The following is a 14955-nucleotide window of genomic DNA, read 5'->3' as shown; positions in this document are numbered from 1 at the left end:
GCTGGTTTATGCGCCGATAATGCCGCCATCCTCCCTGGTGATCATGATCACCGACGAGCGCGGGCGCGGACTGTTATCAGGAAAATGTGAATCCCCCTCTTCGCCAGGGTGCTGCACGTTCACGAACAGCGTTCTGTAGTCAGGCGTGAAGGTAATGCCGGTCAGCTCGCATGATTTAGGGCCGACCATAAACCGGCGAATCTCGCCGCTGTCCGGGTCTCCTGCCAGCATCTGATTATTCCCCTGCCCCTGATAATCCTCTTTGTTGCTGTATTTGCCATCGGTAAGGATCCAGAGCCGCCCCTGCGCATCAAACCCCAGGCCATCCGGACTGTTAAAGGTGTTTTCAGCAGTGATGTTCGGTGTGCCACGATAGATGCCTTCGGGATGGGCAATCGGATTGCCGCATAACGCGTAGATGTCCCAGGCAAACGACGTGGCCGTGGCATCGCCCTTCTCATCCCAGCGGATAATCTGGCCATAGATATTTTTAGGGCGCGGGTTGGCGGCATTAACCGGCATCCCCTCATTGCCGCGCTTGTTGTTATTGGTCAGCGTACAGTAGGCGCGGCCATCATGCGGGTTAACGGCGATCCATTCTGGTCGATCCATCCGCGTGGCGTTAACCACATCGGCAGCAGCACGCGCATTGATCAGGACATCGGCCTGGCTATGAAATCCCTTCTCAGCAGTGAGTCCATTTTTCCCCCACTTCAGTGCCAGCCAGCGACCGCTGCCTTTCAGGGGTGTGCCCTGTTCATCGCTGTTAAACTGCGCCACATAGAGCGTGCCCCGATCGAGCAGTCCGTGATTCGCTTTCGCATCGTCCGGGTTAACCTTGTCGTCCGAGACATATTTATAAATGTACTCGCCACGCTCATCGTCGCCCATGTAGACCACCAGCTGGCCGGTTTTAGCAACCGTCACCGCAGCATTCTCATGCTTGAAACGCCCCAGCGCGGTTCGTTTGACCGGCACCGATTGGGGATCGAAGGGATCGATTTCGACTATCCAGCCGTGGCGGTTAAATTCGTTAGGATTTTTTGCGATATCGAAGCGGGGATCAAAATCGGACCAGTTTCGCTCCGGCTCGGCGGCGTTCAGGGTGTAGCGCTTCTGCTGGGCGGTCGGCGTAAAATTCGCGTCATGCGTGCCAAAGTAGGTGTCGTAGTTCTCTTCACAGGTCAGATAAGTGCCCCAGGGCGTTTTACCGTTGGCGCAGTTACCAAAGGTGCCGAGAACCTGCAGGCCCTGAGGATCGGCGGCGGTCTGCAGCGCTTTGTCGCCTGCGGCCGGACCGGAAAAACGCATCGGGGTATTGGCGGTAATGCGGCGGTTGTAATCTGAAGGACGGACAACCTGCCAGCGATTGCCTTCGCCGCGTTTAATCTCAACGACAGAAACGCCGTGCGCCGCCTGTGATTTCTTCACATCCTCCAGGCTGGTCGCTTTGCTGCCGCCATGGGCGAACAGCGTCGGCTCATTCACATACTCATTGTTGATTGCCATCACGCCACGATGCTCATCAATGGCGAAGAAGCTCATCCCATCATTGTTGTCACCGAACTGCTTTTCCTGATCCTCCGCGCTGTTGTTGCCATGCGGATCGAACTCAGCCGCGCCATTAACCAGCGGATCGCCCCAGGAGATCAGCACTTCAGCGCGATAGCCTGGCGCTACAACAATCTCATCCGCGGTCGAAGCGGCAATCGCCTGAAAGCCCAGCAGCGGGCTGCCGGCGGGTTTTTCCTGCGCCAGTGCGCCGGAGGAGAAAGTCAGGCCGCCGCTGAGAAAGCCGGTCAGCCCAAGTGCGCCGGAACCGGCAAGGAACTTACGTCGCTGCGAATCGGGCAGGCGGTCTGTGCTTAACGCGGAGAGTTCGATCTTCATCAGTGATTGCTTCCTTTGTGTCGGTCCCGGAAAAGAAGCAATGCTAATGAATAAAGATGACAGCCAGGTTACAGGCGGGTGGGCAAGGAATCAGCGACGGCGATCCAGGATCTCAAAGCAGTAGCTGTGGGAGTTATGCTCATCAGCGTCGTGGAACTCGCTGAACGTTGACTGCCACTCATCCGGCTCGTAATCCGGGAACTGCGTGTCGCCTTCTACTTCTGCATCGATGTGAGTCAGATAGAGACGATCGGCACGCTTCAGCATCTGCTCATAAACGCGTCCGCCACCGATCACCATGATCTCTTCGGCTTCACCGGCAGCCTGAAGCGCCTCATCCAGCGAAGTGACCCAGGTGACGCCTTCGGCGGTGCCGGGCTGGCTGCTGACCACGATATTCAGTCGGCCAGGCAGAGGGCGACCAATGGATTCAAAGGTCAGCCGGCCCATAATCACCGGTTTTTTCAGGGTGTTACGCTTGAACCACGCCAGATCTGCAGGCAGGTCCCACGGCATGGCGTTCTCCATTCCAATAATGCGATCTGCTGCTAATGCCGCGATAAGACTAATCATGTTAACTACTCACAGGAAAAAAATTGGCGCCATGATACGAGAAGGTGAAACTTTCGTCGATAGGGGGGAAGGTCTAATTGCGTAAAGCTTTTTATGATGTCGCGTTTCACTGCCTGCGCAGCGTTTTTCACCGCGAAATCGCGTCTGTTAGCCGCAGCTCGCCAGTAATCTGACGCCAGCTGGCACAAAACCGGGCGAATAAGAAAACGGCTCCCGCAGGAGCCGTCGGGGTTATCAGAAGTCGTAGCGCAGACGCACCAGATTCATATCACCCAGGTTATCGGTGCTGGAGGTAAAGACATGTTCGTAATCGACACGGAAACCGTAGTCGAGGAAGAGCGTCACACCCAGACCGTTGTCGATGCGCTGATAATCACGGCCGGTCGCATATTCAATGCGATCGCCCATAACATACGGCTGCACCGCTTTCAGGCCATACTGCGCCACCGGAATTTTATAACCGGCAAAGTATTCCACGCCCCATGCATCGCCAGCAAAGTAGTCATGCACATCTTTGCGTTTGGTGGTCATGAAGTTCTGATACCAGCCGCCGCCCGCTGACAGCGTCCAGTTGCCCGGGGTCCAGCTCAGCGCGGTGCCATAAATGTTCTGGTCGTAATCGCCGCTGTCGCCATTGTTCGGGTTACGCATCGCCGCGCGGGTGTAGTTCCACGCCGTGCCCCAGCTCAGATCGTCGGTAATGTGATAATCCACACCCAGCGAACCGCCGCCTTTGCGCTTGTAGCGCAGGCCGTTGCCTGGCAGGAACTCATTATCGTCGAACAGATAAGAGGCGTAGAGATCCAGATCGCCGAAGGTGTTTTTATACTTCAGCTGCTTACGCGAACGGTAAGAGCCATCGTAGTCGCCATTGATCCCGTTGCCTGGTGCCTGACCGATCATGTCGTAGTCCCAGATATCGGTCTTGGCCCCTACGGTATCGTAGTAAACGCTGTTCTGCTGACCAAAGGTCAGCTGGCCCCAGGTCTTGCTTTTCAGACCGGTGTAGAGCTGGCGGCGCGTGGTGTTATTCGCACCGTCGGCATAGTGACGATCCCAGCTGAATACCGCCGGAATATTCACGCCCAGCTCGTAGTAGCTGATCCAGCTGACGTCGTCGAACAGGTAGTAATCCGCGCCGAAACGGAAACGGGTGCCGCCATCGAATCCGTCACGCTTGTACGATTTGTCATCCACGCCGGTCTGGTGATTGACCTGAGCACGGATGCTGCCGCCAAAGGTAAAGTTGAGGCGGCTAAGCGGATCGCCAGCCTGTGGGTCCTGTTTTAACAGGGTGATTTCCGCCTGGCTGGCGAAAGGAAGAATAGCCATCAGTGCAGCCACTGCACTCAGAGAAAAAGTACGCATTTTCATTTTTATAGGTGTCCTTGCACGCTCCGGTGATGAGCGGCAGGCATATTACTGGCGAAAAATCCGGACAGGAAGTGTTTATCTTATAAATTTGTGCGAACGGGGCTGATTCGCACCTATAGCTAAAAAACTAAGTCAAATCAGTGACTTTAAGGCAAATCCTTTGCTTTACGCGAGCCTGATTTTCAGATTATCGCCAGGCAGGAGGCAAAAAAAACGGCTCCCGCACGAGCCCTTCAGGCAGCTGACAAATTCAAATTCTGGGGGGACCACAACGTATCAGCACAACGCGCAGGGAGCACGGACAGAGGAGGAAAGCGTCCCGCGCCATGGACGGCGCGGGCCGAGCGGCCAGGGACTGGCTTGAGCGATTTTCCGATCTGCCCGTGTTCCCTTCGCAGGCGCGATCTCACCGCTGATATGGCCAGAATTTAACCAAAAAAAACGGCTCCCGCAGGAGCCGATTTTCACACTATTTTGTCTTACATCGCCTTAATCTGCGCGTGCATCTCCTGAACGGAGATAACCTGCTCCGTCGGATCGGCATTCAGCGCCATCGCGGTGGCGAAACCGCCATTCAGCGTGGTGTCATAGTGCACTTTATACTGCAGGGCACTGCGGCGAATCAGCTTCGAATCTTCAATCGCCTGACGTCCTGCCGTGGTGTTGACGATATAGCTATATTCGCCATTCTTCAGACGGTCCTGAATGTGCGGACGACCTTCATGCACCTTGTTCACCAGACGTGGGTTAATTCCCGCCTCGCCCAGCACAACCGCCGTGCCGTGTGTCGCATCCAGCTCAAAACCAAACTTCTGCAGCTTGGCCGCCAGGTCGACGATACGTTTCTTGTCGCCTTCACGCACCGACAGCAGTGCACGGCCCGACTTCTTCATGTTGCTCTGTGCGCCCAGCATCGCTTTAGAGAAGGCCTCAGCAAAGGTGCGGCCCACGCCCATGACTTCACCGGTCGAACGCATTTCCGGTCCAAGAATCGGGTCAACGCCCTGGAACTTGTTGAATGGCAGTACGACCTCTTTCACGGAGTAGTAAGGCGGAATCACCTCTTCGGTAACGCCCTGCTCTGCCAGCGTTTTACCTGCCATCACGCGTGCGGCCACTTTCGCCAGCGGCACACCGGTCGCTTTCGAGACGAACGGCACGGTACGCGCGGCGCGCGGGTTAACTTCGATCAGGTAGACTTCGTTATCTTTGACCGCGAACTGGACGTTCATCAGGCCGCGGACGTTCAGCTCGAACGCCAGCTTCTCAACCTGCTGACGCATCACATTCTGAATCTCCTGATTCAGGGTGTAGGCCGGCAGTGAACAGGCGGAGTCACCGGAGTGAACGCCAGCCTGCTCGATATGTTCCATGATGCCGCCAATCAGCACCCGCTCACCATCGCAGATCGCATCCACATCGACTTCGACCGCATCATCCAGGAAGCGATCCAGCAGCACCGGCGCATCGTTAGAGACGGAGACCGCTGTCTGGAAGTAGCGCTTGAGGTCGGTTTCGTCGTAGACGATCTCCATGGCGCGGCCGCCCAGTACATAAGAAGGACGCACCACCAGCGGATAGCCCAGGCCAGCGGCTTTCTCAACGGCCTGCTCCAGCGTGGCGACCGTGGCATTGGCTGGCTGTTTCAGGCTCAGACGATCGACAGCCTGCTGGAAACGTTCACGGTCTTCAGCACGGTCAATAGAGTCCGGGCTGGTGCCGATAACCGGCACACCTGCCGCTTCCAGCGCACGCGCCAGCTTCAGCGGGGTCTGACCGCCATACTGCACGATCACGCCTTTAGGCTGCTCGATACGGACGATTTCCAGCACATCTTCCAGCGTCACCGGCTCAAAGTAGAGACGGTCGGAGGTGTCATAATCGGTCGACACCGTTTCCGGGTTACAGTTGACCATAATGGTCTGGTAACCATCTTCGCGCAGCGCCAGCGCGGCGTGAACGCAGCAGTAGTCGAACTCAATACCCTGACCGATACGGTTTGGCCCACCGCCCAGAATCATGATCTTATCGCGAGCCGTCGCCGGGTTGGCTTCGCACTCCTCTTCATAGGTGGAGTACATGTAAGCGGTATCGGTGGCGAACTCGGCGGCGCAGGTATCCACACGCTTATAGACCGGGTGCAGGTTAAACTGCTGACGCAGCTTGCGGATTTCGCTCTCAGCCACGCCTGCCAGCGCCGCCAGCCTGGCGTCGGCAAAGCCTTTACGCTTCAGCGCACGCAGGAAGGTCGCATCCAGGCTGTTTACCCCTTCACGGGCCACCTGGTCTTCCAGCCGGATCAGTTCTTCAATCTGCACCAGGAACCAGCGGTCAATGTTGGTGAGATTGAAGACGCCATCGACCGACATCCCGGCACGGAACGCGTCAGCGATATACCAGATACGGTCTGAACCGGCATCTTTCAGCTCGCGGCGGATGCGGGTCAGGGCTTCCGGGTCGTCCAGATGCACTTTCGGGTCGAAGCCGTGCACGCCCACTTCCAGGCCGCGCAGCGCTTTCTGTACGGACTCCTGGAATGTGCGGCCAATCGCCATCACCTCACCGACCGATTTCATCTGGGTGGTCAGGCGGTCGTTGGCACCGGCAAATTTTTCGAAGTTGAAGCGTGGAATTTTGGTGACCACATAGTCAATCGACGGCTCAAATGAGGCGGGCGTTAAACCACCGGTGATGTCATTCATCAGCTCATCGAGAGTAAAGCCGACCGCCAGCTTGGCCGCAACTTTCGCAATCGGGAAGCCGGTCGCTTTTGAAGCCAGCGCAGAGGAGCGAGAGACGCGCGGGTTCATCTCGATAACAATCAGGCGACCATCTTTCGGGTTCACCGAGAACTGGACGTTAGAGCCACCGGTTTCCACACCGATTTCACGCAGGACCGCCAGCGAGGCGTTACGCATGATCTGATACTCTTTATCCGTCAGCGTCTGAGCGGGGGCGACCGTGATGGAGTCACCGGTGTGAATTCCCATCGCATCGAAGTTTTCAATGGAGCAGACGATGATGCAGTTGTCGTTTTTATCGCGAACCACTTCCATCTCATACTCTTTCCAGCCAATCAGCGACTCATCAATCAGCAGCTCATTGGTCGGTGAAAGGTCGAGGCCCCGTTCACAAATCTCTTCAAACTCTTCGCGGTTATAGGCGATGCCGCCACCGGTGCCGCCCATGGTAAAGGAGGGACGGATGATGCAGGGGAAACCGACATCTTCCGCCACGGCCAGCGCTTCTTCCATGGTGTGTGCGATACCGGAACGGGCGGTGTCCAGCCCGATGCTTTTCATCGCGACGTCAAAGCGACGACGATCTTCTGCTTTATCAATGGCGTCTGCGGTCGCACCAATCATGGTCACGCCAAACTCTTCCAGCACGCCCTGACGCTCCAGCTCCAGTGCGCAGTTCAGCGCGGTCTGACCGCCCATGGTCGGCAGTACGGCATCCGGACGCTCTTTTTCGATGATTTTGCGCACCACTTCCCAGTGAATGGGTTCGATATAGGTGGCATCGGCCATCTCAGGGTCGGTCATGATGGTCGCCGGGTTAGAGTTCACCAGGATGACCCGGTAACCCTCTTCACGCAGCGCTTTACACGCCTGCGCACCGGAATAGTCAAATTCACAGGCCTGACCGATCACAATCGGACCGGCACCAAGAATCAGGATTGATTTTATGTCTGTACGTTTTGGCATGAATTAGCTCCTGATTACTTCGCTTGCAGACGGAAGGCGTCAATCAATTCAATAAAGTGGTCAAACAGTGGCGCAGCATCACCCGGTCCCGGGCTGGCTTCCGGGTGTCCCTGGAAGCTGAAGGCTGGCTTGTCAGTGCGGTGAATGCCCTGCACCGTTTTATCGAACAGCGAAATGTGGGTGACACGCAGGTTCGCGGGCAGATCGTTCTCATCGACGGCAAAACCGTGGTTCTGGGCGGTGATCATCACGCGATTATTGTCGAGATCCTTCACCGGATGGTTGCCGCCGTGGTGGCCAAGCTTCATCTTCACGGTCCGGGCTCCGCTGGCCAGCGCCAGCAGCTGATGACCCAGGCAGATACCGAACACCGGAATCTCGGTTTTCAGGAAGGCCTGAATCGCGCTGATGGCGTAGTCACATGGCTCCGGGTCACCCGGGCCGTTGGAGAGGAAAATGCCATCCGGATTCATCTTCAGCACCTCTTCCGCCGGTGTCTGAGCCGGTACAACGGTCAGACGGCAGCCGCGGTCAACCAGCATACGCAGAATGTTGCGCTTGGCACCGTAATCGTAAGCCACGACATGATAAGGCAGGGATTCCGCTGAGGATTGTTCCGGCAGGCCACTGCCCAGCGTCCAGCTGCCCTGCTGCCAGCTGTAGGTTTCCGTTGTGCAGACCTCTTTCGCCAGATCCATCCCTTTCAGCCCGGGGAACGCCTGGGCTTTCTGCAGCGCCAGCGCGGCATCCGGATTATCACCGGCGATAATGCAGCCATTCTGAGCGCCTTTCTCACGCAGCAGACGCGTCAGCTTGCGGGTATCGATATCGGCAATGGCCACAATGTTGTTGCGCTGCAGGTAAGCGGAGAGTCCCTCTTCGCTTCGGAAGTTGCTGGCAATCAACGGCAGATCGCGGATGACCAGGCCCTGAGCATGAATCTGGCTTGATTCTTCATCAGCGGCGTTGGCACCGACATTACCGATATGGGGATAAGTGAGAGTAACGATTTGGCGGGAATAGGAAGGATCAGTGAGGATTTCTTGATAACCGGTCATTGAGGTGTTGAAAACGACTTCCCCCACTGCCGACCCCGTTGCCCCGATGGCCCGACCGTGGAATTGGGTTCCGTCTTCCAGAACCAGGATTGCTGACTTAATCAAAACATCCTCCAGGGAATAAACAGTCATAATATCTGCATATTAATTCAAAATAGCCGCCTGAATCAATGCAAAAACCGCCTGAATTGTCGATTTTTGGCAAATTGCGCGCATTCTAATGATCACCCTGGGGCTTGTCTACCCTGAGGCCCGTTTTTTTCATCTTTATCTGACTTATGAGGCCAGAAACGGGCTTAAGCGGTAAAAACAGGAGAAAACCCGGCCGAATAATCGTTTGCCAGGCAGTAAAAATAAGAACGCGAGGCTGTCAGGCTGATTTTTTTGACCAAATGGTCAAAAATGGCATCTTAACGGAGCTAAAACGCACAGAAAGTGATAAAAACAGATAGTTTGATCTGCTTTTACATCATAGCGAGGATTTAAGACAAAATTAAGGGCAATAAAAATATTGCCCTTTTCCAATCAATTGGTTAACGATTGAAATAACCACATCACGATGGTTCACAACACGCACAACATCACAGATCCAGCACATCCCTCATATCAAACAGGCCTGCTTTCTTCTCTTTCAACCATAATGCCGACTTAACCGCACCTTTTGCGAAGGTCATACGGCTTGAGGCCTTGTGGGTTATCTCAACCCGTTCGCCAATATCCGCAAACATAGCCATATGCTCACCGACGATGTCCCCGGCGCGCACCGTGGCAAAACCGATAGTCTGAGGCTGACGTTCGCCGGTGTGTCCTTCGCGCGTATAGACCGCGTGCTCATCCAGTTTCCACTGCATCGCATCGGCAATCGCTTCACCCATCGCCAGTGCGGTGCCCGATGGCGCATCCACTTTGTGGCGATGGTGCGCTTCAGTAATCTCAATATCCGCATACTCCCCCATCACGCTGGCGGCTTTCTCCAGCAGCTTCAGCACCAGGTTAACGCCCACACTGAAGTTTGCGGCGAATACAATGGCGATATCTTCTGAGGCGGCGCGAATGGCTGCTTTGCCTGTGTCATCGAATCCTGTGGTGCCGATCACCATCGCTTTGCCGTGCTCACGGCAGATCGCCATATACTCCAGCGTGCCTTCCGGACGGGTAAAGTCGATCAGCACATCAAAGTCATCAATCACTGCACGTAAATCGTCAGCAATCAGGATGCCGTTTCTGCCGATGCCCGCTAACTCTCCGGCGTCGCTGCCGGTCAGCGATGAACCCGGACGGGCGAGCGCAGCACCCAGCTCCACGCCTTCAGCCTGCTGTGTCGCCTCAATCAGATTACGGCCCATACGGCCCGGCGCGCCCACAACGGCAATGCGGATATTCTTCATATTTATTCATTCCTAAAACAAAACTATGCATCCAAAGCGTCATCAGGTTAACGACGAGTTAACAGTCACGCCACTATTAATCAGGGATAATAAGAATTTTATGCCAGCCGCCTGCGATTATCAGTAAAAGCAATCGCCATGGCAAAAGGTGGGCTTTTCATCGGCCGATAAAAACAAAAAAGGCCGAACAGAGTCGGCCTTTTTATCAGGATTAACGTGCGGTTACTGCACGTTGCGCACCTCGACGCGCAGCTCTTTTGGCACTTCAAAGACGATGTTCTCTTCACGGCCAATCAGCTCGATCGCGGCTTCGCCGCCCAGCTCACGCAGTCGCTCAATCACCTGCTGCACCAGAATATCGGGCGCTGAGGCACCGGCGGTGACACCGATACAGGCCACACCTTTGACCCACTCTTCCTGAATATCATCAGCAGAGTCGATCAGCTTCGCCAGCTTACCGGCGCGCTGCGCCAGTTCAGCCAGACGGTTCGAGTTGGAGGAGTTCTTCGACCCCACCACCAGCACCACCTCGGCATCTTTCGCCAGGGTGCGAACCGCTTCCTGGCGGTTGGTCGTGGCATAGCAGATATCATCTTTACGCGGCCCGATAATCGCCGGGAAGCGCTGACGCAGAGCATCGATGATGTCTGACGTATCATCCACTGACAGCGTGGTCTGCGTCATGAAGCTCAGGTTGTTTTCATCCTTTACCGTCAGCCGGAAAACATCTTCCGGTGACTCGACGAGATACATCCCGCCATTGGGGTTGTTGTACTGCCCCATGGTGCCTTCCACTTCCGGATGACCCGCATGCCCGATCAGTATCGCCTCAACGCCTTTACGGCTGGCGCGCGCCACTTCCATATGCACTTTTGTCACCAGCGGACAGGTTGCATCAAACAGCATGGTCAGATTGCGCGCTTTGGCTTCTGCACGCACCGCCTGCGAAACACCGTGCGCGGAGAAGATCAGAATCGCGTTATCCGGCACTTCACTGATCTCTTCGATGAAGATCGCCCCGCGCTCACGCAGGCTGTTGACCACGTAACGGTTATGCACCACTTCGTGACGCACGTAGATAGGCGCGCCATACATCTCCAGCGCGCGCTCAACGATACTGATGGCGCGATCAACACCGGCGCAGAAACCGCGCGGATTAGCTAACAGGATTTGCATCGTTCGCCTCCAGTGCCGGATCGATCTCCAGCACCTCTACATCAAACTGAATACGATGACCTGCCAGCGGATGGTTAAAATCCACGGTGATCGAGTCACCGGAGACTTCACGGATCACGCCTGGCATTTCACTGCCGCCCATGCCACTGAACAGCATGATGGCCCCCACTTCCGGTTCACCGGCATCGATAAAGTCACGACGCGAGAAATACTGGATCAGGTCAGGGCTGACGCCACCAAATGCCTCTTCCGGCGCCAGAGTGAACTGTTTAGTTTCACCCGCTTTCAGCCCCAGCAGCGCCTCTTCCAGTGTCGCTGAGAGGCTGCCATCACCGAGACGGAACAGCGCAGGCTTACCGTTTGCACGGGTCGATTCCGCCGTCGAGCCATCTTCCAGCTTCAGCGTAAAATGCACCAACACCGCGCTGTCGCGCTGTACGGACTCAGTCATCACTTACCCTTTCTGTTTAGCCTGTTTGCCGTTCGGGCTGAAAAAGCCCTCCAGCACCACCAATGCGGCACCAATACAGATGCCGCAGTCAGCGATATTAAATGTAGCGAAGTGCCAGTTACCGACATAAAAATCGATAAAATCGACCACAAAGCCATGCCAGGAGCGATCAAATAAATTGCCTATCGCACCGCCGATAATCAGGGCATACGCGATGTTTGAAATCTTCTGGCTGGCCTGATTGCGATACATCATCAGCACCAGTGAAACCACGATCGCCAGCGCAATACCGGCAAAGAACCAGCGCTGCCAGCCGCCTTTGTCCGCCAGGAAACTGAACGCCGCGCCGTAGTTGTGCGCATAGAACAGGTTCAGATAGGGCATCAGCGGCTGCGTTTCATGCAGCATCATGTTGTTCATCACCCACTGTTTACTGGCGAAGTCGACAACGATGACCACCAGCACCAGCCACAGCCAGCGCAATCCGGTTGAGAGAATAGGTTTACGCATCAGGCAAATTCACGCTGTTCACCGTCACCGGCTACGTTAGTGTAACAACGACCACAGACCGCAGCGTGCTCCGGATTCTGGCCGACGTCGGTAGTGTAATGCCAGCAGCGCTGACATTTCTCGCCTTCCGCCTTGTGCAGCGCAATTTTCAGACCTTTCAGCAGTTCGCTCTGCTGCGCTTCATCGTTTGCCAGCGCATAATCGGCCACCTGGGCACCCGAGGTCAGCAGCACAAAGCGCAGCTCGTTGCCCAGCGCCTGCAGCTTAGCGGCCAGCTCCGCATCAGCATAGAGCGTCACGGTGGCTTCCAGTGCGCCACCGATACGTTTGTCGGCACGCGCCTGCTCGATGACCTTGTTGACTTCGCCACGCACTTTCAGCAGCTCAGCCCAGTAGGCATCGTTCAGGGCTTCATCTTCCGCCAGGCCAAACAGACCCTGATACCACTCTTCGGTGAAGACATACTGCGCGCGTTCGCCAGGCAGATAGCCCCAGATCTCATCCGCGGTAAAGGACATGATCGGCGCCATCCAGCGCACCAGCGCTTCAACGATGTGCCACAGCGCGGTCTGACAGCTACGACGCGCCAGGCTGTCGCCCTTCGCGGTGTACTGGCGATCTTTGATGATGTCGAGATAGAAGCTGCCCATCTCAACAGAACAGAACTGCATCAGGCGCTGGATCACTTCATGGAAATCGTAGTTCTCATAAGAGGCGACGATATCGGCCTGCGCCGCCTGCGCACGTCCCACGGCCCAGCGATCCACCACGACCATCTCTTCCGGTTTCACCAGGTCGGTGGCCGGATTGAAGCCGTTAAGGTTCGCCAGCAGGAAACGGGCGGTGTTACGGATACGGCGATAGGCATCGGCGGAACGCTTCAGGATCTCATCGGAGACCGCCATTTCACCCGAATAGTCGGTTGATGCCACCCACAGGCGCAGAATGTCAGCACCCAGCTTGTTCATCACATCCTGCGGCGACACGGTGTTGCCGATCGATTTCGACATTTTGCGGCCCTGACCATCCACGGTGAAACCGTGTGTCAGTACCTGACGATAAGGCGCTTTGCCTTTCATCGCGGTGCCGATCATCAGCGAGGACATAAACCAGCCGCGATGCTGATCGGACCCTTCCAGATAGAGGTCCGGCGCCTGTCCTTCGAATTCCGGACGGGCATCCACGACGGAATAGCTGGTTGACCCGGAGTCGAACCAGACATCCAGAGTATCCGGAACCTTGACGTAATGATCGGCGTCATCGCCCATCAGCTCGCGCGGATCGAGATCCCACCAGGCCTGAATACCATCCTGCTCAACACGCTGTGCCACTTTCTCCATCAGTGCCAGGGTATCCGGGTGCAGCTCTTCGCTCTCTTTATGAACGAACAGCGCCATCGGCACGCCCCAGGTACGCTGACGAGAGATACACCAGTCCGGACGGTTCGCCACCATCGATTCAATACGCGCCTGACCCCAGTCCGGGATCCACTGCACGCCTTTGATCTCTTTCAGCGACTGCGCACGCAGGCCTTTCTGATCCATGCTGATGAACCACTGTGGCGTGGCACGGAAGATGATAGGCGTTTTGTGACGCCAGCAGTGCGGATAGCTGTGCAGCAGTTTTTCAACGTGCAGCAGCGCCTGCTTCTCTTTCAGCAGCTCAACGATCATATCGTTGGCTTTAAAGACGTTAACCCCATCCAGCGTCGGGTAAGTGCCTGGCAGATACGCGCCATCTGGCCCGACCGGGTTAGCGGTTTCGATGCCATATTTCTGGCCGATCACATAGTCATCCGGGCCGTGGCCGGGTGCCGTATGGACCGCACCGGTACCGGCGTCCAGCGTGACGTGTTCGCCCAGCACCACTTTCGACTGAATCTGCTCAAGGAACGGATGCTGGAACAGCTGCAGCTCCAGCGCGGCACCTTTGCATTCGCCCAGCACCTGCCATTCGCTGACACCGGCACGCTTCATCACGCTTTCCACCAGCTCTTTTGCCAGGATCAGGGCACGGCCCTCGATCTGGATCAGCTGATAGTCAAATTCCGGATGTAGGGAGATGGCGCGGTTAGCGGGCAGCGTCCACGGGGTGGTGGTCCAGATAACCAGTGAAATCGGGCTGTTAACCGTGGTGACGCCGAACGCCTGACGCACCGCGTCGGCATCGACGGCGTTGAACATCACATCAATCGACGGTGAAGTCTTGTCGTAATATTCCACTTCCGCTTCGGCCAGGGCAGAACGGCAATCCAGGCACCAGTGCACCGGCTTCGCGCCCTTGTGCAGGTGACCGTTGCCGATGATTTTACCCAGCGCACGGATGATGTTGGCTTCCGTGTTGAAGTCCATGGTCAGGTAAGGACGATCCCAGTCGCCCAGAACGCCCAGACGGATAAAGTCCGCTTTCTGGCCTTCAACCTGTTCTGCCGCATATTTGCGGCACGCTTCGCGGAATTCTGCCGCCGTGACTTTCTCGCCCGGCTTGCCGATCATCTGCTCAACTTTATGCTCGATAGGCAGACCGTGACAGTCCCAGCCCGGCACATAGGGCGCGTCATAGCCCGCCATGCCTTTCGACTTAACGATAATGTCTTTCAGAATCTTGTTAACTGAGTGACCGATATGAATGCTGCCGTTCGCATAAGGAGGGCCATCATGCAGGATAAAGGTTTTTTTCCCCTTTTTGGCTTCGCGGATAACGCCATACAGGTTGTCGGCATACCAGCGTTGCAACATTCCCGGTTCGCGTTTGGCCAGATCGCCACGCATCGGGAATCCCGTTTCCGGCAAATTCAGGGTAGATTTATAGTCACTCATCAGATTCTC

General features: G+C 56.1%; 10 protein-coding genes. All 10 read right to left on the bottom strand.

The genetic code is table 11. The features are described 5' to 3' along the window. Positions 1–6 precede the first annotated feature (6 nt). Complete coding sequence (locus tag AC6I7A_RS02985) at positions 7–1890, bottom strand: PhoX family protein (RefSeq protein ID WP_058957745.1); 1884 nt, start codon at positions 1888–1890, stop codon at positions 7–9. Between the two features lie 90 nt (positions 1891–1980). After that, complete coding sequence (folA, locus tag AC6I7A_RS02980) at positions 1981–2463, bottom strand: type 3 dihydrofolate reductase (protein WP_046101196.1); 483 nt, start codon at positions 2461–2463, stop codon at positions 1981–1983. 234 nt (positions 2464–2697) lie between these two features. Continuing rightward, complete coding sequence (locus AC6I7A_RS02975; RefSeq protein WP_370528422.1) at positions 2698–3831, bottom strand: porin; 1134 nt, start codon at positions 3829–3831, stop codon at positions 2698–2700. Between the two features lie 485 nt (positions 3832–4316). Beyond that, entirely contained in the window at positions 4317–7544 is a 3228-nt protein-coding gene (gene carB / locus AC6I7A_RS02970; RefSeq protein WP_058957747.1) for a carbamoyl-phosphate synthase large subunit, read from the bottom strand. 14 nt (positions 7545–7558) lie between these two features. Next, complete coding sequence (gene carA, locus AC6I7A_RS02965) at positions 7559–8707, bottom strand: glutamine-hydrolyzing carbamoyl-phosphate synthase small subunit (RefSeq protein WP_058957748.1); 1149 nt, start codon at positions 8705–8707, stop codon at positions 7559–7561. A gap of 476 nt (positions 8708–9183) precedes the next feature. Beyond that, positions 9184–9990, bottom strand: a complete 807-nt coding sequence (dapB, locus tag AC6I7A_RS02960; RefSeq protein ID WP_058957749.1) for a 4-hydroxy-tetrahydrodipicolinate reductase — start codon at positions 9988–9990, stop codon at positions 9184–9186. A 222-nt stretch (positions 9991–10212) separates the two neighbouring features. Next, entirely contained in the window at positions 10213–11166 is a 954-nt protein-coding gene (gene ispH, locus AC6I7A_RS02955; RefSeq protein WP_046101193.1) for a 4-hydroxy-3-methylbut-2-enyl diphosphate reductase, read from the bottom strand. Then, complete coding sequence (fkpB, locus tag AC6I7A_RS02950; RefSeq protein WP_058957765.1) at positions 11147–11617, bottom strand: FKBP-type peptidyl-prolyl cis-trans isomerase; 471 nt, start codon at positions 11615–11617, stop codon at positions 11147–11149. Before fkpB ends, ispH begins: the two co-directional genes overlap by 20 nt. A gap of 3 nt (positions 11618–11620) precedes the next feature. Continuing rightward, on the bottom strand, positions 11621–12127 hold the full coding sequence (gene lspA / locus AC6I7A_RS02945) for a signal peptidase II (protein ID WP_009092212.1): 507 nt from the start codon (positions 12125–12127) through the stop codon (positions 11621–11623). Continuing rightward, positions 12127–14946, bottom strand: a complete 2820-nt coding sequence (gene ileS, locus AC6I7A_RS02940; RefSeq protein ID WP_498004365.1) for an isoleucine--tRNA ligase — start codon at positions 14944–14946, stop codon at positions 12127–12129. Before ileS ends, lspA begins: the two co-directional genes overlap by 1 nt. Positions 14947–14955 lie beyond the last annotated feature (9 nt).

The sequence above is a fragment of the Type-F symbiont of Plautia stali genome, from assembly GCF_059731105.1.
Note: the sequence above shows the minus strand (reverse complement) of the source record. Positions and strands in the feature narration are given on the sequence as shown.

Excerpts from the sequence above, each read along its gene's own strand:
- AC6I7A_RS02975 (WP_370528422.1), bottom strand. The coding sequence starts at position 3,831 with ATGCGTACTTTTTCTCTGAGTGCAGTGGCTGCACTGATGGCTATTCTT.
- ileS (WP_498004365.1), bottom strand. The coding sequence starts at position 14,946 with ATGAGTGACTATAAATCTACCCTGAATTTGCCGGAAACGGGATTCCCG.
- folA (WP_046101196.1), bottom strand. The coding sequence starts at position 2,463 with ATGATTAGTCTTATCGCGGCATTAGCAGCAGATCGCATTATTGGAATG.
- carB (WP_058957747.1), bottom strand. The coding sequence starts at position 7,544 with ATGCCAAAACGTACAGACATAAAATCAATCCTGATTCTTGGTGCCGGT.
- AC6I7A_RS02985 (WP_058957745.1), bottom strand. The coding sequence starts at position 1,890 with ATGAAGATCGAACTCTCCGCGTTAAGCACAGACCGCCTGCCCGATTCG.
- fkpB (WP_058957765.1), bottom strand. The coding sequence starts at position 11,617 with ATGACTGAGTCCGTACAGCGCGACAGCGCGGTGTTGGTGCATTTTACG.
- lspA (WP_009092212.1), bottom strand. The coding sequence starts at position 12,127 with ATGCGTAAACCTATTCTCTCAACCGGATTGCGCTGGCTGTGGCTGGTG.
- ispH (WP_046101193.1), bottom strand. The coding sequence starts at position 11,166 with ATGCAAATCCTGTTAGCTAATCCGCGCGGTTTCTGCGCCGGTGTTGAT.
- dapB (WP_058957749.1), bottom strand. The coding sequence starts at position 9,990 with ATGAAGAATATCCGCATTGCCGTTGTGGGCGCGCCGGGCCGTATGGGC.